Source organism: Agrobacterium pusense, assembly GCF_900102105.1.
GTDB classification, from domain to species: Bacteria; Pseudomonadota; Alphaproteobacteria; order Rhizobiales; family Rhizobiaceae; genus Agrobacterium; species Agrobacterium pusense.
This window is the reverse complement of sequence record NZ_FNBB01000001.1, coordinates 107699-127733: the sequence shown is the minus strand read 5'-3', so window position 1 is coordinate 127733 and position 20035 is coordinate 107699. Positions and strand designations below refer to the sequence as shown.

Here is a 20035-nt window from a genome sequence, read left to right as displayed (position 1 = left end):
CGACAGGATTAAGCGACATGACGACGACATCCGAATACCGCGCAGCAGCCGGTCACGACCATGTTTTCCTTGGCCAGAACCACGAGCGTAATGAAAGGCGCGTCTGGATGGTCATCGCACTGACCGCGGCGATGATGGTGGCGGAAATCGTCGCCGGTCACTGGTACGGCTCCATGGCGCTAACGGCGGATGGCTGGCACATGTCCACCCATGCGGGCGCGATGCTGATTTCGGCACTCGCTTATCTCTATGCCCGCCGCGAGGCCCGCAACCCACGCTTCACCTTCGGCACCGGCAAGTTCGGCGATCTCGCGGGTTTTGCCAGCGCCATCGTGCTGGCGGTGGTGGCATTGCTGATTGCCGTGGAAAGCGGGATGCGCCTCGTCAGTCCCGTCGAGATCGATTTCAACCAGGCCATCCTCGTCGCCATCATCGGCCTTGCCGTCAATCTTCTCAGCGCCGTGCTTTTGAAGGATGACCATCACCACGATCATGGCCACGGCCACGGTCATGCCCACGGCTCACATGCCCACCATGGGCACGGCAGCCACGCCCACCATGATCACGGGTCCCATGCCGGGCACCATGCCGGGCACGGCGCAAAGGGCGGCCGGGACAATAATCTGCGCGCTGCCTATCTGCATGTGCTGGCGGATGCGCTGACCTCGGTTCTGGCAATCGTCGCGCTGCTGCTCGGCAAGTGGAACGGCTGGTCGTTCCTTGATCCGTTGATGGGTATCGTTGGCGGTCTGGTGATTGCCCGCTGGTCATGGGGCCTGATCCGCTCCACGGCGACAACCCTGCTTGACGCGCTGCCGCCGGCTGAGGATCTGCCGCAGGAAATCCGTGAAAGCGTGGAAACGGAAGAGGATCGCATTACCGATCTGCATGTCTGGCAGGTGGGGCCGGGGCATCACGCCGCCATCGTGGCGATCCTTTCGCAGGCGCCCAAAGCACCGGCATTTTATAAGCAGAAACTTGCCGCCATACATGAACTCTCGCATGTGACGGTGGAAGTCAGCCCGGCAAGAGGCTGATTGGAATCGCCTATTCGGTATATTCCGAATAGGCGCTGCGTACCCATTCAGCCTGCGCTTCCGCCTTGTCCTCGGGGGAGGCGGTGGCCGCATCCTGATAGGCCGGCGCGCTGCCGTTGCCTACGGCCCATAGAACATTGGCCAGCGACTGGGAAAGAATGGTGCTGGAAACGGTGGGGTTGCCGGGGCCGCGTTTTACCGCCTGCTCCTCCGGCGCGCTTTGGGCGCTGCCAGCTTTTTCGATGTCACGGATGCGACCCTGATAGTTATATCCGCCAATATTGCTTTCGATCTGCATGTCGGTGATTCCGCGTTCAAAAGTTAACGAATGGTTAACGGCGGCGACTTGTCCGAAACTTGCGCTTGCTGCGCTGCAGCGACTGTCGAGGGTTGACAGCCGGCGAAGTAGTGCTTCGTTTTGGCATCGAGAGTGGACGAGCAAGGGGATTGCACCCGTTTTACGCGCAAGAAGAAGCGGGACGGCATCAATGCCGGTAGGTCTCCTCACATTCCGCGTCATCCTCGCCCTTGAGGCGAGGATCCATTTTCCACGCGCCGACCTTGGGTCATGGATCCTCGCCTCAAGGGCGAGGATGACGACGGATAGTTTTCGGGCTAGAGAGGCGCGGCCAACAGGCTCACGCCGTCTCCTTCGCCGCAGGTGCCGCCGCTTGCCGCACGGCCTCCAGCTCCTTTTCCTCAACGTCGACCGTCACCGCCGCTTCCTGCGGCGCGGGCGTCACCATCGCAGCCACCAGCGTATCGAGCCCGATGCTGCCGACCGGCTTGCCGTCCTCGTCCACCACATGGGCGGTCGTTTCGTTGGCTTCCGACATGTCGCGGGCGATGGTTTCGAGCGTTGCGGTCTCGGGGACCGGCATGCCCTCGGGCTTGCTCTCCAGCGGCTCCATGACAGTGTTTGCCTGCAGCACGCGGCCACGATTGACGTCGCGCACGAAGTCGGTGACGTAACCATCGGCTGGCGAGAGGATGATGCTCTGGCCGTCGCCCTGTTGCACCACTTCGCCGTCTTTGAGGATGGCGATATGGTCGCCAAGCCGCAAAGCCTCGTCGAGATCATGGGTGATGAACACAACGGTCTTCTTCAGCTCCTGTTGCAGATCGAGCAGCATGGTCTGCATATCCACACGGATGAGCGGATCGAGCGCCGAATAGGCCTCATCCATCAGGAGAATATCGGCGTCATTGGCAAGCGCCCGGGCAAGGCCGACGCGCTGCTGCATGCCGCCGGAAAGCTGGTTCGGATAATAATCCTCGTAACCGGCAAGGCCGACACGCTCCAGCCAGTAACGGCCCTTTTCCTCGCTTTGCTTGCGCGGTACGCCCTGGATATCGAGGCCGTAGACGCTGTTTTCGAGTACCGTGCGATGCGGCAGAAGGCCGAATTTCTGGAACACCATCGCCGTCTTGTGGCGGCGGAATTGCCTGAGCGCCGAGGCGCTCATGCCGCAGATATCCTCGCCGTCATAAAGAACTTCGCCGGCGGTCGGGTCGATCAGCCGGTTGATGTGGCGGATCAGTGTCGATTTGCCGGAGCCTGACAGCCCCATGACGACGGTGATCTTGCCGCCCGGCATGGTGATGTTGATGTTGTTGAGGCCGAGAACGTGGTTGTGCCTGTCGTTCAGCTCGACCTTGTCCATGCCTTTACGCACCGCTTCGAGGTACTTCTCGGGATGCTTGCCGAAGATCTTGTAAAGATTCCTGATTTCGATGCTTTTAGCCATGGGAGACCTCGCGGTATTTCTGCAGGCGCTTGCCGAAAGCCTGGCTCGCCCGGTCGAACATGATGGCGATGGCGACCAGAGCGAAACCGTTCAGGAAGCCCACCGTGAAGAACTGGTTGTTGATGGCCTGCAGCACATTCTTGCCAAGCCCGCCGACACCGACCATGGAGGCAACGACGACCATGGCGAGCGCCATCATGATGGTCTGGTTGATGCCGGTCATGATGGTCGGCAGCGCCAGCGGCAGCTGCACGTTGAACAGCTTCTGACCGTTGGAGGAGCCGAAGGCGTCTGCCGCTTCCAGCACTTCGCGATCAACGAGGCGGATGCCGAGGCTGGTCAGGCGTATGACGGGTGGAATGGCATAGATCACCACTGCTATCAGGCCCGGAACCTTGCCGATGCCGAAAATCACCACCACGGGGATGAGATAAACGAAACTTGGCAGGGTCTGCATCACGTCGAGCACGGGATTGATGAGGCGTTGCAGGCGTTCGGAACGACCCATCAGAATGCCGAGCGGCAGGCCGATGACGATGGCGATCAGGGTAGCGATGGCGACGATGGAGAGCGTCGTCATGGCATCGCGCCAGAGGCCGACCGCGCCGATCATCAGCAGGGAAATGGCGGTGCCGCCTGTGATCTTGAAGCTGCGTCCGGCCAGATGCACGATGGCGAGAATGACCAGCATGGTGATGATCCACGGCGTCTGGATGAACAGACGCTCCGAGGAATTGAGGAAAAGCTGCAGCGGGTGAACGACGACGTCGATCGCATCGCCGTAATTGCGCACGATATCGCGAAACCCGTCATCGATGGTTTTGCGAGCCACGCGCATGGTGGAGTTGTCGATTGCCGGGAACTTGCAGAGCAGGTCCGGCAGGTAGGTGCAGAGGGCCATTATTGTTGTTTTCCCTTTGGGTTGTTGGGGTGGGCGGAGGCTGGGTCACCCCCCCTCTGTCCTGCCGGACATCTCCCCCTCAAGAGGGGAGATCGGCAGGGCGCACCCTTTCCAAAATCTCAACGTAAGCGATGGGCGAGACCCCCGCCGCAGGTCGATCTCCCCCCTTGAGGGGGAGATGCCCGGCAGGGCAGAGGGGGTAAGCGGCTTGCGCCAACCCCGCCTCCCGTCACATCGAAGCCTTGATCTTCTCAGCCACCTCGGGCGAAACCCACTTCGTCCAGAGTTCCTCATGGTTCTCGAGAAAATACTCGGCCCCATCTTCATTGGTGCCCTGATTTTCATCCATCCACGCCAGAACCTTGGCGACGGTGTCGTTGTCCCACTGCCGCTTGCGGATGTAGTCGATGGAAGGGCCCGCCTTTTCGGCGAAATCCTTGGTCACGACGGTGAAGACCTCCGCCACCGGATAGGCATTTGGCTTGGGATCGGCGCAATCGGGCTTGGCGATGCAATTGTCGTAAGCCGCCCGGTCAAGCGGAACGCCATCGTCCAGCTTCACCATATCGTATTTGCCGAGAATGGCCGTCGGAGCCCAATAATAGCCGAGCCAGCCCTGCTTCTTTTCGTAGGCATTGGAAATAGAGCCATCCAGACCGGCCGCGGAGCCGGTATCGATCAACGCAAAGCCCTTTTCATCAGCCTTGCGGGCCTTGAACAGGTTGGCGGTGGTTGGCTGGCAGCCCCAGCCGGGCGGGCAGCCGAACACGGCGCCCTTGCTGGCGTCTTCAGGCGCGGGAAACAGTTCGGGATGCTTCAGCGCATCCTCGACGGTCTTGATGTCTGGATGTTCGTCGGCGAGATATTTCGGAATCCACCAGCCTTCAACGCCGCCTTCGCTCAGGATTTTGACTTCCTGAATGAGATTGCCGCTCTTGACGGCTTCCTCGTAGGGGGTGCCAAGTGTGTTCACCCACATTTCGGGCGCCATGTCGGGCTGGCCCTTCTCGTTCATGGAGGTGAAAGTGGGGGTGGTGTCGCCGCTGACGACATTGACCGTGCAGTCATAGCCGTTTTCCATGATGAACTTGTCGACGTAGGCCGCGACACCGGCGGATGCCCAGTTCATTTCGGCGATGGTGAGGCTGCCACAGCTGTCTGCGGCATTGGCGGAAGATGCTGCACCGGCAGCGATGGTAAAGCCCGTTACGAGAATGGTCGAGGCCAGGAGTTTCTTCATGAGGAGACCTCCAAGTCTGATGCAGTGTTTTCATTTGGCAAAGCGGGAGCACTGCAAAGCCCGGATTGCCAAGGGCGAACTGACATGGCGCGTGGAGATGCCGAAAATCCGGCGAGAGAATATCCGCAGAACAAGCCGCGAGATTGCCGCGAAAACTGCGGCGAAAAGGCGCATGAATATGTCAACGCCGTGCATAATACGGCCAAAAGGTGATAATGCAACGCGGCAATGCGCAGGGCAGCCATGCGGGTGATTTATGGAGCGATTTTCCTATTCGGGTAATACATGGCGTATATTTTATTATTCAGTAAAAAATATCAATTATACAGTATATAGAAATAAAAATTCTCAATAATTTCAAGTGTTGTTTAAATAAGAAATTTTCGCCGCAATTTGTGGAAAAAATAATCTGAAATCTTTTTTCGCGAGGTATTTTTGTGCGAAACGATGCGGGCGGCAGCCTAGGCCGCCCGCATCGGGCATCAGACGGCGTCCTTGCCGGCTACCTTCAGCGCGAAGGCGTATTCGAAGGCTATTTCCTCCAGCCGCTGGAAGCGGCCCGACTTGCCACCATGGCCTGCCGCCATGTTGGTCTTGAGCAGGATCGGCGCTTCACCCGTGGTCTTTTCGCGCAGCTTGGCCACCCATTTGGTCGGCTCCCAATAGGTCACACGCGGATCGGTGAGGCCGGAAAGCGCCAGAATCGGCGGGTAAGGCTTCGCACCGACATTGTCATAGGGGCTGTAGGCGGCGATCCAGCCATATTCCTCTGCCGATTCCAGCGGATTGCCCCATTCCGGCCATTCCGGCGGCGTCAGCGGCAGCGTGTCGTCCAGCATCGTTGTCAGCACGTCCACGAAGGGAACGGCGGCGATGATGCCGGCAAACTTCTCCGGCGCCATATTGGCGACGGCGCCCATCAACATGCCGCCGGCAGAACCACCCTCGGCGATGATGCGCTCGTAAGACGTGAAGCCTTCCTGAACGAGATGATCGGCAGCGGCAATGAAGTCTTTGAACGTGTTCTGCTTGTGCTCCATCTTGCCGGTTTCGTACCACTCGAAACCCTTGTCCTTGCCGCCGCGAATATGGGCGATGGCATAGATGAAACCACGGTCCGCCAGAGACAGCGTCGTGGTGGAGAAGGAAGCGGGAATGGTGATGCCGTAAGCGCCATAGCCATAAAGCAGGCAGGGGGCGGAACCGTCGAGCGCCACGTCCTTGCGGTAAAGCAGGGAGACCGGCACCAGCTCACCATCATGCGCAGGGGCCATGATGCGGCGGGTGATGTAATCATCAGGATTGTGGCCCGATGGCACTTCCTGCGTCTTCAGAAGCGTGCGTTCGCGCGTCACCATGTCGTAATCGAACAGCTGGCTCGGCGTCGTCATCGAGGAATAGGAGAAACGGATGACGTCGGTGTCATATTCCGCCGCGCCATGCAGGCCCAGCGAATAGGCCTCCTCGGCAAAGGCGATGGAATGTTCCTCGCCGGTGCGGCGGTCGCGGATGACGATGCGCGGCAGGCCGTCACGGCGTTCCAGCCAGATCAGATGGCGGGCATAGGCGTCGACGGAGAGGATCAGCCGGCCCGGCTCATGCGGCACCACCTCTTTCCAGTTTTCCTTGCCGGGCGCCGTGACCGGGGCTTCCACAATGCGGAAATCCTTGGCATCGCCGTCATTGGTGAGGATGAAGAAGACATCGCCGCCTTCGCACATCGAATATTCGATGCCCTCTTCGCGTTCCGCCACGATAGCCGGTTCGGCGGTCAGGTCTTTCGTGGAGAGAATGCGATATTCGCTGGTCTCATGATCGTGAATGTCGATGAAGATGAAATCGTCGAGAACGGACGCACCGACACCCATGAAGAAACCGGGATCCTTCTCCTCATAGACCAGCCGGTCGGCCGATTGCGGCTCGCCGATAATATGGTGGAAGACCTTGGAAGGGCGGTGGTTCTCGTCCTGCAGCGTATAGAAGAAACTCTTGCCGTCAGGCGCCCATGCGCCGCCGCCACCGGTGTTTTCGACGATATCGGCAAGGTCCTCGCCGGTTTCGAGGTTACGGATGCGCAGGGTGAAATATTCCGAGCCCTTGTCGTCATAACCCCAGATGCCGTGTGTGTGATCGGAAGACTGGTCGAGACCGGCAAGACGGAAATAATCCTTGCCCTCGGCTTCCTTGTCGCCGTTCAAAAGCACCTGTTTCTCACCGCCGCCGCGCGGGGTGCGGAAATAATGCGGCTGCTCGCCGCCGGTCACGAAAAGCGTGCCATAGGCATAAGGCCCGTCATTGACCGGCACGGAAGAATCGTCCTGCTTGATGCGGCCCTTCATCTCCTCGAAAAGCTTCTCCTGAAGCGCCTTGGTGTCGCCCATGGCCGCTTCCATATAGGCGTTTTCCGCCTCCAGATGGGCGCGGATCGCCGGGTCGAGAATGGAGGTGTCCTTGAACATGGCCTGCCAGTTATCGGCCCGGAACCATGCGTAATCGTCGGTGCGGGTAATGCCGTGATGCGTATCCTGAACGGGCCGTTTTTCGGCGGTCGGGGCGGCGGGCAGGTTCTTGAAAATCGGCAATGGAAACTCGCTTTCCTGTAAAAATTTTTGAGCGGCACCAAGATGTAGAGCGGGGCTTGCGGCCGATCAAGTTTCAAATCTCCACAGGCGGAATGGCGTTCGGGCACAATTTCGTCAGCTTTCGATCACATTTTGGCAATATCCGGCAAATCAGCGATGATGCGTGCCGCCCGCTGGCAGGCCATCCATCGTCAAGAACAAACGAAAAAACTGACAGGACCCCATGCGAAAGCTTCTTCCCGCTGCCCTTTCTGCCTTTTTCCTTGGCTTGCAGACCCTTACCCCCGCTTTTGCGATTGATGCCAGCGTCATGCGGCAGTTGAACGCGCTTGCTCCCGAGGAGCGTCTGGAGCAGCGTTGCGACATTGAGGCGATGGAGCGGATAGCAACCGAGCAGAAGGGCATGAAGCCGGACAAGGTGATCGCCTATACGTTCGGTGATCCGGAAGTGGGAAAAAACTCCATCAAGGCGCCGGGCGCGGTCTTCAGAAGTTCGGGCGAATGGTACAAGCTCAGATACAAGTGTCAGCTGAAGAGCGATAGTCTCAGCATCCAGTCCTTCGACTACCGTGTGGGCGACAAAATTCCCGAGGAGCAGTGGAAGAAGTTGTATCTTTATGACTGATCACGGAATTTTTCGGTTTCGAACCGGCGTTTAGCCGCCGCTTTGTTGCCCCGTCGCAACCGGCTCTGTAACCCTGACATCTGATCGAAGTGAGGGGCACAGACATGGCGAGACGATTCAGGGGACTTTCTGCTTTTCCGATAACGCCGGCAGATGAGGCAGGGCGGGTCGATGTTGAAGCCTTCTCCGCCCTGATCGAGCGGCTGGATGTCGCGGCAGTTGATTCGGTCGGCATTCTCGGCAGCACCGGCATCTATATGTATCTCACCCGCGAGGAGAGACGCCGCGCCATCGAAGCGGCCGCCGCGATCCTCAAGGGCAGGCGCATATTGATGGCGGGCGTCGGCGCCTTGCGCACCGATGAAGCCGTGGCGCTGGCAAGGGATGCGGAAGCGGCCGGTGCCGATGCGCTGCTGCTCGCGCCGGTTTCCTATACGCCGCTGACGCAGGAAGAGGCCTATCACCATTTCGCCGCCGTGGCGGGTGCGACGGCCCTGCCGCTCGCCATCTATAATAACCCGACGACCACCCGCTTCACCTTCAGCGACGAACTTCTGGTGCGGCTCGCCTATATTCCCAATATCCGCGCCATCAAGATGCCGCTGCCCGCTGATTCCGATTATGCGGGCGAGCTTGCGCGGCTCAGGCCCAAACTGTCGGAGGATTTCGCCATCGGCTATAGCGGTGACTGGGGCTGCGCCGAGGCCACGCTTGCCGGCGGCGATACATGGTACAGCGTCATCGCCGGCCTGCTGCCGGTTCCGGCGCTGCAATTGATGCGGGCGGCACAGACCGGCAATGCGGAGGAGGCAAAAAGGCTCGATGCGGTCTTCCAGCCGCTCTGGGCGCTGTTCAGGGAATTCGGCAGCATCCGCGTGGTCTATGCAGCCGCCAATACCCTGTCGCTGACGGTCAGCGAACCGCCCCGACCGATCCTGCCGCTTACGAGTGCGGAACGCCAGCGGGTGGAAGAGGCGCTGGAGGCGCTCTCCGCGCTGGAAACAGCGCCATAATTCGGGCGCTTTGCGGGCGGATTGCCACACACCATGACTGCATGAAATTGCGGAACCAGAAATGATACGTCGTCTCCTCCTCGCTGCCCTGTTTGCCTCTGCCGCCGCGACCGCCTTTGCGGCGAACGGCCTTGTCGAGCCGTCCTTGAAGATGTCGCCGCAGCATGATGGCAAGGTGCGGGTGGCGATGACGCTCGACGCCTGCATGGGCAAGACCGACCACCGCATTCTCGACATGCTGGTGCGGGAGCGCATCCCCGCAACAATCTTCGTGACCGCCCGATGGCTGAAGCATAACAGCGAGGCACTCGCGGTGCTGATGGCAAATCCCGACCTGTTCGAGATCGAAAATCACGGCGAAAACCATGTGCCGGCGGTGGACAAGCCCGTTTCGATTTACGGTATCGCTGCTGCGGGATCGGAAGCTGCGGTCGTGCAGGAAGTGGAAGGCGGTCGTCAGGCCATCGTCGCTGCCACAGGCATCCAGCCGCAATGGTTTCGGGGTGCGACGGCCAAATATACAAGCTCGTCCATGGCCACCATCAACCGGCTCGGCATGCGCGTGGCGGGCTACTCCGTCAATGGCGATGGCGGCTCGCTGCTGGGCGCTGCCGCGACGGCCAAACATATCGCCGCGGCGAAGAATGGCGATGTCATCATCTCCCACATCAACCAGCCCACCCACGAGGCGGGCGAAGGCGTGGTGAAGGGCCTGTTGGCGCTCAAGGCACGCGGCGTGATTTTCACGCGGCTGGACGACCCATCCTTCGCGCCGCCGGGGAATTGATCTCCAAGGTTGCCGCCCGTTTCTTCTCCCCGCCGGGGAGAAGAAATATGCCGCAGACTTTTCCTTCAAACGGCGCGGAAGAAAAGAGCTGACAAATCCCCCACATCTACGCCCGTTTTTCGGCGGCGTGCCGTTCGAAATTGCGCTAGCATCTTCGTCATGATGCTGTTCAAACGCCCCGACACCGAAACCCTGTATTCCGCCCTTGTGAACAAGGACCCCGCCTATGAAGGCGTGGCCTATGTGTGCGTGACCTCGACCAAAATCTTCTGCCGCTTCACCTGCACGGCGCGCAAACCGAAGATCGAAAACTGCCGGTTCCGCGAGACCATCGCCGAATGCCTGGAGGCGGGGTTCCGCCCCTGCAAGCGCTGCAAACCGATGCTCTCCTATGGCACGGCCGATGAAACGGTAACGCAACTGCTGACGGCGCTGGAAAACGAACCGGCGCGGCGCTGGCGTGAGGAGGATGTGGTGGCGCTTGGCCATGATCCCTCCACCGTGCGCCGCACCTTCAAGCGCCGTTTCGGCATGAGCTTTCTGGAAATCGCCAGATTGCGCCGCTTGGGCGATGCGGTGGAAAGCATCGCTTCCGGCGAAGCGGTGATCGGCGCGCAGATCGACGCCGGTTACGACTCCGGCAGCGGCTTCCGCGCCGCGATCAACCAGTTCTTCGGCTCCTCTCCCGCCGCCATGAAGGGCAGGGGGTTCCTGAAGGGTGACTGGATCGATACGCCGATTGGTCCGATGCTCGCCATTGCCGACGATCATGCCCTGCATCTGCTAGAATTCGCGGACCGGCCGGCGCTTCCGGCCGAACTGAAGCGGCTGAAGAGCCGCACCGGCGCGGACATGGTGCTCGGCCGAACGGCGGTAACAGGTCAGATCGAAGCCGAGCTCAAGGCCTATTTCGCCGGGCAGTCAGCCTCCTTCGAAACCCGCCTTGCCGGCCACGGCACGCCCTTCGAGCGCGATGTCTGGCGCAGCCTGCGGCAGATCCCGGTGGGTGAAATCGTCAGCTATTCGGCACTCGCAACCGCCATGGAAAGGCCATCCGCCGTGCGCGCGGTGGCGCGCGCCAACGGTGCCAACCAGATCGCCATCGTCGTGCCGTGCCACCGGGTGCTCGGTGCGGATGGCAGTCTGACCGGTTATGGCGGCGGCCTGTGGCGCAAGAAATGGCTGATCGAGCATGAGCGTCGCATGGCGCAAGGGCAGGTGCGCGAGATGCCGCTCGCTTCCTGAGCGGCCTCGTTGTGGGGTTTCAGGAGATTTTCCGTTGGCGGAGGCGCGTCGCGCCCTCCGCCTCTGTATCCGCCGTTCAATCCGGCAGGTTCGGCACGACCCGGCGGGAAGGGAAGAGTTCGCGCGTCACCGTCATGACGATCAGCGACAACGGCAGGGCCAGCATGGCGCCGGCCGCGCCCCACATCCACGTCCAGAAGATGATCATCACAAAGACGAGGAAGGGGTTGATCTCCATGTTGCGGCCCACCACCGCCGGAAAGGCGAGGTTTTCCATCAAGAGGTGGATGGTGAAGAACACTCCCGCCGGCAGCAGCGCGAGGATCATGTTGTCATGCGTGATGATACCGGCGACGGTCAGCGATATTGTCATCAACGTGATGCCGAGAAACGGAATGAAGCTCGAAAGAAAGGCAAAAAGCCCCCAAAGAAGCGGCATGGCAAGGCCACCGAGATAGGCGATCACGATCATCGTCACACCCAGCGCGGCGTAGATGAGGCTTGCCGTGGCAAAATAGGTGCCCAGCACCTTCTCCACCGAGCCGATGATGCGAATGGTTCTGAGCCTCTGATGGCGCGCCGGAAAGGCCATGATGAGAGCCTTGCGCAGTCGCAGCCGGCTGTAGAGAAACATTAGAAGAGCCGCCAGGAAGATCAGTCCCTGAACGATGGCCGGCGTCACATTCGCGCCAAGCAGGGAAATGATTTCGCCGCTACGCGACAGCAGCGATTCCATCGACATGGAGCCCATGCTGAACGTGGCCGCGGAAATATTCAGCCACCGCAGATTTTCGAGGTAAGGAAGGAAGCGGTCGATGCTGCGCTCGATCAGGGCAGGGCCTTCCGATGCCAGCTGTGAGACCGGGTCGATCAGGGAATTGACCACGAAAAAAATGACCGCCGCGACGAGTGTGGACAGGATGATGGCGACACCGGCACCCGGAATGCCGTAGGAGGCCAGTTTTTCGGCGGAGATGCCCAGGATCATGCCAACGACGACAGCCATGACGACGGGCATCAGAATCATCGATAATTCGTGAATCACCGCCATGGACATGATCAGGAAAATGCCGATGACCGACCAGGCAACGAAAACGTCAAGCGCCTCCCGCCCCAGCGGTTGCTGACTGCGCGCGTCATCCCGCTGTGAAACAGAGGCGGGTGTCGCAAGCGGATCGGCCTTGTCTACTGGCAAGGCCGCAGTGCCGGAAAGATCCGGCTTGGCATTCTCATTCATCGGACTATCCCCCAATAACGAGGTTAACGTCCGACAAATCCGGCGGTTCCGGGGCGGCTGAAATTTCTGCCGCCCCGTTCAGTGTTTATGCGGAAAGCTTTAGCCCTATGCCCCACGGATCCTTCAAAAAGACGCCGTCACTTTGCCTTTCGGTGGAGATTTCCAGCCGGTCGAGTGCGGCAAGAGCCGTCTCAAGCGCGGCCGGCTCGTTGAATTTCAGCGAGTAACCGGAAAGCCCGGTCATGTTCTCCCTGCGGGCCACGGCGCCACGGCTGTTCCAGATATTGGCGGCCACGTGGTGGTGATACGCGCCCGATCCGAAGAAGCTTGCTCCGGGATACCGCGCCATGATCTTAAGCCCCAGCACATCCTGATAAAACTCATCCGCCTGCGGAATATTGCCGACCTGCAGGTGAATGTGGCCGATGGCGGTTCCCTCCGCTGCACCGGTGAAGGCCGCCTTCGGAGCGCTGTCGTAAAGCGCCTGAAGATTGAGGCCGATTGTCGCCATCTCCACCGTGCCATCCGGCTGGTAGGTCCATTCTTCCGGCGACCGGTCGCGATAGACCTCTATGCCGTTGCCTTCCGGATCTGCGAGATAGATGGCCTCGCTGACCAGATGGTCAGACGCACCCTGAAGCTGAACATTGTTCTGAGCGGCATGTGCCAGCCAGTGCGCGAGGTCATCGCGGCTCGGCATCAGGAATGCGGTGTGGAACAGGCCTGCGGCATTGCGCGGCGCGCGTTCCGCCGTGCTGGAGGTGGAAAGTGTGAGCAGCGGCTGGCCTCCGACGCCAAGCACCTCGCCGCTCGGGTTCTTTTCAAGAACGGAAAGACCGATGATCTTTTGATAGAAATCCGAAACGCGCGGCAGATCGTGAACGACGAGATGGGCTTGGCCGACATAGGCCGGCCGCGTCAGGGCGAATTGTTTGATTTCACTCATCATCATCTCCATATTGATTCCGACGCGCCAAGGGGTGGGCCGGTTGCCGACGTGGTCGGCTTCGCCGCTTTGCGGCGTTTGTCGAAGACGAATATGGGCTGGTTTCGTCGTTCAGCAAAGATCACCAGCTGGCGATTGACTGTCCACTATTCGTTGACAATGCCCTGTTCCGGCATGGCTTCGGCTTTGACTTCGATCAAGGTGAAGGCCGCGCCGGCCGGCAAATATGAGCTTGAGCCCGACACAACGGCGGATCACGTCAAAGGAGACAGCCATGTACAAGAAGATCATCGTACCGGTAGACCTCAGCGCCACTGACAAGGGAGAAAAGATTCTCGAAAAGGCCAAGGCACTGCTGGACCCCGACGGCGAGATCGTTCTCATCAACGTTGTCGAGGAACTGCCGGGCTATATGGCGATCGACCTTCCTGTCGACCTCATCGAAAACGCCATCAAGGACGCCAAGGCGAAACTCTCGGACCTCAAGGCCAGGGTCGGTTTCAACGGCAGCCATGAAATCAGAAGCGGCGCGCCGGCGCGGGAAATCATCGCTGCGGCACAGGAACACAAGGCTGATCTCATCATCATCGCGTCGCACACGCCTGACTTCAGCAACTATTTCATCGGCGCCACCGCCGACCGCGTGGTGCGCCACGCCAAATGCTCGGTGCTGGTGGATCGCTAAGGTTTGACGTTTTAGGGTTGCGGGCGGGTTTCCCGCCCCTCCAAGCATTTCCAGGAAAAGTGGAATCCGGTTTTCCATCCGGAAATGCGACAAAACAAGAAGATCGGCTGGAGGAAAAGTCCATGAATACCGAAAGTTACGAGAAAATCCTGCGTGACCGGCAGCGCGAGCTTTATCGCCGCCTGCATAAGATCGAGGCCGACTTCGAAGAGCCGCGCAATCCTGATGACGATGACAGGGCCGCCGAACGCAGCAATGACGAGGTGCTGGACGAGCTGGGGCAGGTGGGACAGGATGAGTTGCGCGCTATCGACGCCGCCCTCGAGCGTATCGCCAAGGGCACTTTCGGCACCTGCGTCAAATGCGGAAGCGAGATTTCGGAGGATCGGTTGAAGGCTGTTCCCTATACGCCGTTCTGTCAGGAATGTGCTGCGGCGTTGTGATGGCAGGGAGAGCGTGGCTGGGTTTCTTCCCCCCGCTGGGAAGAAGGTGGCCCGAAGGGCCGGATGAGGGGGCAAGCTCTCCGAACGCATCTATCCTGCCGCCTCATCCCGCTGCCGCGGACTTCTCCCCGGCGGGGAGAAGAAACAAGTGTATACCGCTCGCTCCACAGGCAATTGGTCTGGCCGCAGGGCAACCCAGGACCTCTCCTTTCGCAACAGCACCGAACGCAATTTGATCGCCATTAACCGGCTGCTGTCTTGTTCCTGTCTAATATTGTCTTCATGCTTCGGTGAAAGCACGCAGACAGGATTGGACTATGAGCGATTTGTGGCGGTTCGGACGCCAGTATGATTTTCACGAGATTGTCGCCGATGGCATCGTCCACGGGGTCGGCATCGTGCTGGCGCTTATCGGCGCCACGGCGCTGATTTTCTACGCGATGGTATGGGGTACGCTCAGCGCCATTGCAGCGGCGTGGATTTACGGCCTCGGTCTCGTCGTCTGCCTATCCGTCTCCTTCACCTATAATATCTGGCCGCACTCGAACGTGAAATGGTTCCTGCGCCGGCTGGATCACTCGGCGATCTTCATTCTCATCGCAGCCACCTATACGCCGTTTCTGATGCGGGGTATCCACGATCCCATGATCGCGGTCATGCTGGGGCTGATCTGGCTCGCTGCGATCTGCGGCATCCTTCTCAAATGCCTGTTTCCCGGCCGTTACGACCGGGTCGCCATCGGCCTTTATCTCGCCATGGGCTGGAGCGGCGTCATGGTGGTCGAGCCGCTGTCGTCGCACCTCGCGCCGGTCACACTCTGGCTGATCGTCGCCGGCGGTGTCATATATTCGCTCGGCGTCATCTTCCATGTCTGGGAAAAGCTGCGCTTCCAGAATGCGATCTGGCACGGTTTTGTGGTCGCAGCCGCTGCGGTTCACTATTTTGCCGTGGTCACCGCCTTCAGCTTCGTTCCCCTGGCTTCGTAAAGATCGTGAGAGCGCGGCGCTGGACATGTCTCCGTCTCATCGCTTAAGGCTCGGCGCAGGCGCGGGAAAGCCGCGTATTCGCAAACCAGGCGGAGCTAAGAAAATGACCGTGGAACTGCGCGACGCGACCGTTGATGACCTCTCCGGCATCATGGAGATATACAATGACGCTGTCGTGAACACGACGGCGATCTGGAACGAGGTGGTGGTCGATCTCGACAATCGCAAGGACTGGTTCGCCGCCCGCAAGTCGCGCGGCTTTCCTGTCATCGTCGCGGTTCTGGACGGCAAGGTCGCGGGCTACGCTTCCTATGGTGACTGGCGTGCTTTTGACGGTTATCGCCACACCCGCGAACATTCCGTCTATGTGCATAACGACGCCCGCGGCCACGGCATCGGCAAAAAACTGATGCAGGCGCTCATCGATCATGCCGCCGGCAACGACGTGCACGTACTGATCGCCGCCATCGAGTCGGAAAACACCGCTTCCATCCGCTTGCATGAAAGCCTCGGTTTCACGGTCGCGGGCCGGTTCTCTGAAGTCGGCACCAAGTTTGGGCGCTGGCTGGATCTGACGTGTATGGAACTGAAATTAGGTTAAGCCAAGAAGCTTAAGCCATCTTTTGATCGGTGGAGTGTCACGAGGGGGAGAAGTCCGCGGCAGCGGGATGAGGGGCAAGCTCTCCGAATATTGCTAACGTAGCCCCCTCATCCGACCCTTCGGGCCACCTTCTCCCCGCCGGGGAGAAGAAATACGCGGCATGGCTCAGACCGGCTCGAACACCATCGAATGGCCGTTGATGCAATAACGCAGACCGGTGGGCGGCGGGCCATCGGGGAAGACGTGGCCGAGATGACCGCCGCAATTGGCGCAGCGGATTTCAGTGCGCACCATGCCATGGCTGGCGTCGCGATGTTCCGTCACTGCGCCGGGCTTCACCGGTTCGAAATAGCTTGGCCAGCCGCAGCCGGCGTCGAATTTCGTGTCGGAGAGGAACAGCGGCTCGTCGCACGCCGCACAGCGGTAGAGGCCTTTTTGGAATGTGTCCCAATACGGCCCGGTAAAGGCGCGCTCGGTGCCGTGCTCGCGCAGGATGCGATATTGCTCCGGCGTCAGCTGCTCACGCCATTCGGCGTCGGTCTTCTTCACTTTTGGGGATGTCAGATCGCTCATGGAATGATCCTTTCTGTTCATGCCTCAGATAATCATCGCCATGACGGATTGAAAGAGGACATATCCCATAACGACTCCGTTATGATGCGGGACCGGGAGTCGATTTGGGTTGAGAAGGCATTGCCTATGCCTTAACTGAAAAATCCGATTTGAAACAAGAACGCCAGCCATGGCGCGCAGGGGTGGGGGACACCCCGGGAGATATGAATGACGTCCGATGTCACGCCGATGACATTTCTATCGCTATTTCTGCCGTTTCTCGCGGCGCTCGCCGCACCGGCGCTGGTGAAGAGATTCGGGCACAATGCCGCCTGGATACTGGCGATTGCGCCGGCGCTTTCCTTTTTCCATTTCGCACTGATGTTGCCGCAGGTGGCGGCTGGCGGCGTGGTGACGGGCGGTTATGCCTGGGTCCCAAGTTTCAATCTCAGCTTTTCCTGGTTCATCGACGGCCTGTCGCTGACATTTACGCTGCTGATCACCGGCATCGGCCTGCTGATCGTGCTTTATGCCGGCGGCTACATGAAGGGGCATCCGCAGCAGGGCCGATTCCTGTCTTTCCTGCTGCTGTTCATGGGCGCGATGCTGGGCGTCGTCGTCTCGGACAGTCTGCTGATGCTGTTCGTCTACTGGGAGCTGACCTCCATCACCTCCTTCCTGCTGATCGGTTTCGACCATGAACGTGCCGCCTCGCGCCGCGCCGCATTGCAGGCACTGGTGGTGACCGGCGGCGGCGGACTGCTGCTGCTTGCCGGGCTGATCTTCATCTGGGACATGAGCGGGATGACGCAGCTGTCGATGCTGGTGCGCAGCGGCGACATCCTGCGTGACAGCCCTTTTTATCTGGCCGCGCTGCTGCTGGTGCTCGGCGGTGCCTTCACCAAATCGGCGCAGTTTCCCTTTCATTTCTGGCTGCCCAACGCCATGGAGGCGCCTACCCCCGTTTCGGCCTATCTGCACTCCGCGACCATGGTGAAGGCCGGCGTCTATCTGCTGATGCGGCTCAATCCGGTTCTGGGCGATACCGCCGCCTGGCAGATACTGCTGCCCTTCTTCGGCGGGCTGACCATGCTCACCGGCGCGCTGCTTGCCATACGCCAGACCGATCTCAAGCTGATGCTCGCCTATACCACGGTGTCGTCGCTCGGCCTGCTGGTCATGCTGACGGGTTTCGGCTCGGACCATGCCATCGAGGCGGCGGTGCTCTATCTGGTGGCGCATTCCCTGTTCAAGGGCGCACTGTTCATGGTCGCCGGTATCATCGACCATGAGACCGGCACACGCGACGTGACGAAGCTTGGCGGCCTGCGAAGAGCCATGCCCGTCACCTTTGCGGCGGCGCTGGCGGCCGCGATTTCCATGGCCGGCCTGCCGCCCTTCTTTGGTTTTCTTGCCAAGGAAGAGATTTATTATGCGCTCGCGCATGGCAATCCGCGTGCCGTGCTGTTCACCGGCATTGCCATTCTCGGCAACGGGCTGATGTTTGCCGTCGCCTTTGCAGTGGCGCTGAAACCCTTTCTCGGCAAGCCGGTAAAGCCCCCGAAACATGCTCATGAAGGCCCGCTGCTGCTCTGGCTCGGCCCGGCGCTTCTGGCGCTGAAGGGGCTCACCATCGCTCTGTTCTCCGGCATCGCGCATTTCTACATCTCGACACCCATGGCAAGCGCCATTGCCGGTGAGGCGCGACCGGTGGAAATCTTGCTCATTCCGCATATCGGCGTGCCGCTCGGCCTGTCGCTGCTCACCATCGCACTCGGCATCGTCCTTTATACGCAGCTTTCCGCTGTCCGTGGCCTCATCGATCGCACCTTCAGGGCGCTGGGGGAAGGGCCGGACCGAGGCTTTGACGTCTTCATCGAAATGCTGGTGAAAATGTCGTTCCACATCACCCGGCTGATCCAGCCGGGCCGTCTCGAATTTTACGTTACCGCCACTTTCGCTGTCATCGCCGCCGTGCTGCTCGTGCCGCTGTTCCTCTATGGCGAATTGCCGTCCATGCCGTCATGGCCGCGGGATGCGCCGATCCATGAACTGACCTTCATCGCCATTGCCGTGGCGGGGCTCATCGCTGTGCTGACGGCCTCAAGCCGCCTGACGGCGATCATCGCGCTCGGCATCCAGGGCTTCGCGGTGGCAGTCATCTTCCTGCTGTTCGGCGCCCCGGACCTGTCCTTCACGCAGTTCATGGTGGAAACGCTGTCCGTCGTCATATTGACGCTGGTGATGACGCGGTTGCGCCTGTCGCCATCCGACCATCGCGGCCTTGGCCAGAAGCTCTTGGACAGCAGCATTGCAATTGCCTGCGGGACTGGCTTTGCGCTTTACCTGATGCGCGCGACGCAGGTGAGCTTCGACAATCGCCTGACCGATTTCTACAACAGCTATTCCAAGCTCATCGCCCATGGAGCGAACGTCGTCAACGTCATCATCGTCGATTTCCGCGGCACGGATACGCTGGGAGAAATCGCTGTCGTGATGATAACGGGCCTTGCCATCCTGGCGCTGATCCGTATCCGCCCTGCCGCGGTCAAGGAGCCGGCGAAAAGGCTCAAAAAGAAGGGAGCGCGGGCATGAACACGCTCATTCTGCGCACCGTGGCGCCCGTCGTCACCAGCCTGATGGTGCTGTTTTCCATCTTCGTCCTGCTGCGCGGCCATAACGAGCCGGGCGGCGGCTTCATCGGCGGCCTGATCGCGGTCTCGGCGCTGGCGATCTACGGCATCGCCTATGGCGTGGCGGCGGTGCGGCGCGCAATCTTCTTTCACCCGCTGGCGATTGCCGGGGCAGGGCTCCTGCTTTCGATGCTCTCCGGCCTCGTTTCCATTGTCGCCGGCGTGCCCTTCATGACCGGGCTTTGGGTCTACCCGAACCTCTTCGGCGTCGAACTGGCGCTCTCCACCGTCATGTCCTTCGATATCGGTGTCTATCTGGTCGTGGTCGGTACCATCACATCCATTGCGCTGGCGCTGGAAGAAAGGGAAAGCGACTGATGGAAGCGATCTTCTCCATTCTCGTCGGCATCTTCTTCTCGGTCGCGATCTACCTCATGCTGTCACGTCACAGCATCCGCGTGCTGCTGGGCATCGCCATTCTCGGCAATGCGGTCAACCTGCTGCTCTTCACGGCGGGGCGGCTCACCCGGGAGGTGCCGCCGATCATTCCGGCGGGCATGGACACGCTGCCCGCAGGGGCTGCCAATCCGCTGCCGCAGGCGCTCATCCTGACGGCGATCGTGATTTCCTTTTCATTCTTCTGTTTCCTGCTGGTCCTGACATGGCGCGCGTTTCAGGAGTTGCAGACCGACGATACCGATGAAATGCGCACCGCAGAACCGGCAGGCGAGCCCCTGCCGCCGCTCGGTTATTGAGCGGCGAGGCTGAAACGAC

The 20035-nt window shown here is 60.2% G+C and carries 21 protein-coding genes; 13 read left to right on the top strand and 8 right to left on the bottom strand.

Annotation, left to right across the window (positions count from 1 at the left end; genetic code table 11):
- Window positions 1–17 precede the first annotated feature (17 nt).
- Window positions 18–1037 (top strand): CDF family Co(II)/Ni(II) efflux transporter DmeF, encoded by a 1020-nt coding sequence (dmeF, locus tag BLU28_RS00670; protein ID WP_037091642.1) that lies wholly within the window; start codon window positions 18–20, stop codon window positions 1035–1037.
- A gap of 10 nt (window positions 1038–1047) precedes the next feature.
- Here dmeF and BLU28_RS00665 read toward each other — a convergent pair whose 3' ends face one another.
- The 5 genes from BLU28_RS00665 to BLU28_RS00640 form a co-directional block, all read right to left on the bottom strand.
- Window positions 1048–1335, bottom strand: coding sequence for a hypothetical protein (locus tag BLU28_RS00665; RefSeq protein WP_004440595.1), 288 nt, complete (start codon window positions 1333–1335; stop codon window positions 1048–1050).
- Window positions 1336–1675: 340 nt separating this feature from the next.
- Window positions 1676–2785, bottom strand: a complete 1110-nt coding sequence (locus tag BLU28_RS00660; protein WP_072494155.1) for a quaternary amine ABC transporter ATP-binding protein — start codon at window positions 2783–2785, stop codon at window positions 1676–1678.
- Window positions 2778–3686: an ABC transporter permease gene (locus tag BLU28_RS00655; protein WP_004440601.1), complete on the bottom strand. Its 909-nt coding sequence runs from the start codon at window positions 3684–3686 to the stop codon at window positions 2778–2780. Before BLU28_RS00655 ends, BLU28_RS00660 begins: the two co-directional genes overlap by 8 nt.
- A 229-nt stretch (window positions 3687–3915) precedes the next feature.
- Window positions 3916–4926 carry an ABC transporter substrate-binding protein gene (locus tag BLU28_RS00645; protein WP_077986751.1) on the bottom strand — a complete coding sequence of 337 codons (1011 nt, stop codon included), beginning with the start codon at window positions 4924–4926 and terminating at the stop codon, window positions 3916–3918.
- A 482-nt stretch (window positions 4927–5408) separates the two neighbouring features.
- Entirely contained in the window at window positions 5409–7508 is a 2100-nt protein-coding gene (locus BLU28_RS00640; RefSeq protein ID WP_045532483.1) for a S9 family peptidase, read from the bottom strand.
- A gap of 223 nt (window positions 7509–7731) precedes the next feature.
- On the opposite strand from BLU28_RS00640, the gene BLU28_RS00635 reads away from it, so the two are divergent.
- The 4 genes from BLU28_RS00635 to BLU28_RS00620 all read left to right on the top strand — a co-directional run bounded on the left by BLU28_RS00635 (window position 7732) and on the right by BLU28_RS00620 (window position 11178).
- Window positions 7732–8133, top strand: a complete 402-nt coding sequence (locus BLU28_RS00635) for a DUF930 domain-containing protein (RefSeq protein ID WP_004440606.1) — start codon at window positions 7732–7734, stop codon at window positions 8131–8133.
- A 104-nt stretch (window positions 8134–8237) separates the two neighbouring features.
- Window positions 8238–9146 carry a dihydrodipicolinate synthase family protein gene (locus BLU28_RS00630; protein WP_077986752.1) on the top strand — a complete coding sequence of 303 codons (909 nt, stop codon included), beginning with the start codon at window positions 8238–8240 and terminating at the stop codon, window positions 9144–9146.
- Between the two features lie 61 nt (window positions 9147–9207).
- Window positions 9208–9933 carry a polysaccharide deacetylase family protein gene (locus tag BLU28_RS00625; RefSeq protein ID WP_077986753.1) on the top strand — a complete coding sequence of 242 codons (726 nt, stop codon included), beginning with the start codon at window positions 9208–9210 and terminating at the stop codon, window positions 9931–9933.
- A gap of 159 nt (window positions 9934–10092) precedes the next feature.
- The gene (locus BLU28_RS00620) at window positions 10093–11178 is read left to right on the top strand and encodes a bifunctional transcriptional activator/DNA repair enzyme AdaA (RefSeq protein WP_035210809.1); all 1086 of its coding nucleotides are present in this window, start codon (window positions 10093–10095) and stop codon (window positions 11176–11178) included.
- Between the two features lie 76 nt (window positions 11179–11254).
- On the opposite strand, the gene BLU28_RS00615 is transcribed toward BLU28_RS00620, so the two are convergent.
- Window positions 11255–12415 carry an AI-2E family transporter gene (locus BLU28_RS00615; RefSeq protein ID WP_004440617.1) on the bottom strand — a complete coding sequence of 387 codons (1161 nt, stop codon included), beginning with the start codon at window positions 12413–12415 and terminating at the stop codon, window positions 11255–11257.
- 85 nt (window positions 12416–12500) lie between these two features.
- Window positions 12501–13361, bottom strand: a complete 861-nt coding sequence (locus tag BLU28_RS00610) for a VOC family protein (protein ID WP_035210865.1) — start codon at window positions 13359–13361, stop codon at window positions 12501–12503.
- Here BLU28_RS00610 and BLU28_RS00605 point away from each other — a divergent pair.
- From BLU28_RS00605 to BLU28_RS00585, 5 genes are all read left to right on the top strand, one after another.
- On the top strand, window positions 13344–13679 hold the full coding sequence (locus BLU28_RS00605) for a hypothetical protein (protein WP_223215377.1): 336 nt from the start codon (window positions 13344–13346) through the stop codon (window positions 13677–13679). The two genes, BLU28_RS00610 and BLU28_RS00605, sit on opposite strands and share 18 nt — an antisense overlap.
- Complete coding sequence (locus BLU28_RS00600) at window positions 13636–14046, top strand: universal stress protein (protein ID WP_077986754.1); 411 nt, start codon at window positions 13636–13638, stop codon at window positions 14044–14046. Before BLU28_RS00605 ends, BLU28_RS00600 begins: the two co-directional genes overlap by 44 nt.
- Before the next feature lie 122 nt (window positions 14047–14168).
- On the top strand, window positions 14169–14489 hold the full coding sequence (locus BLU28_RS00595) for a TraR/DksA family transcriptional regulator (RefSeq protein ID WP_006700060.1): 321 nt from the start codon (window positions 14169–14171) through the stop codon (window positions 14487–14489).
- Between the two features lie 317 nt (window positions 14490–14806).
- Complete coding sequence (trhA, locus tag BLU28_RS00590) at window positions 14807–15475, top strand: PAQR family membrane homeostasis protein TrhA (protein WP_077986755.1); 669 nt, start codon at window positions 14807–14809, stop codon at window positions 15473–15475.
- Window positions 15476–15578: 103 nt separating this feature from the next.
- Window positions 15579–16076, top strand: coding sequence for a GNAT family N-acetyltransferase (locus BLU28_RS00585; protein WP_077986756.1), 498 nt, complete (start codon window positions 15579–15581; stop codon window positions 16074–16076).
- Window positions 16077–16241: 165 nt separating this feature from the next.
- On the opposite strand, the gene msrB is transcribed toward BLU28_RS00585, so the two are convergent.
- The gene (msrB, locus tag BLU28_RS00580) at window positions 16242–16649 is read right to left on the bottom strand and encodes a peptide-methionine (R)-S-oxide reductase MsrB (protein WP_004440632.1); all 408 of its coding nucleotides are present in this window, start codon (window positions 16647–16649) and stop codon (window positions 16242–16244) included.
- Between the two features lie 207 nt (window positions 16650–16856).
- Between msrB and BLU28_RS00575 the strand changes: the two genes are divergently transcribed.
- From BLU28_RS00575 to BLU28_RS00565, 3 genes are read left to right on the top strand one after another with little or no spacing between them, the layout of a single operon-like run.
- Complete coding sequence (locus tag BLU28_RS00575; protein WP_077986757.1) at window positions 16857–19223, top strand: putative monovalent cation/H+ antiporter subunit A; 2367 nt, start codon at window positions 16857–16859, stop codon at window positions 19221–19223.
- The gene (locus BLU28_RS00570) at window positions 19220–19639 is read left to right on the top strand and encodes a Na+/H+ antiporter subunit B (protein WP_077986758.1); all 420 of its coding nucleotides are present in this window, start codon (window positions 19220–19222) and stop codon (window positions 19637–19639) included. Before BLU28_RS00575 ends, BLU28_RS00570 begins: the two co-directional genes overlap by 4 nt.
- Entirely contained in the window at window positions 19639–20016 is a 378-nt protein-coding gene (locus BLU28_RS00565) for a Na+/H+ antiporter subunit C (protein WP_006700064.1), read from the top strand. The genes BLU28_RS00570 and BLU28_RS00565 overlap by 1 nt, the downstream gene beginning before the upstream one ends.
- The last annotated feature ends 19 nt before the right edge of the window (window positions 20017–20035 follow it).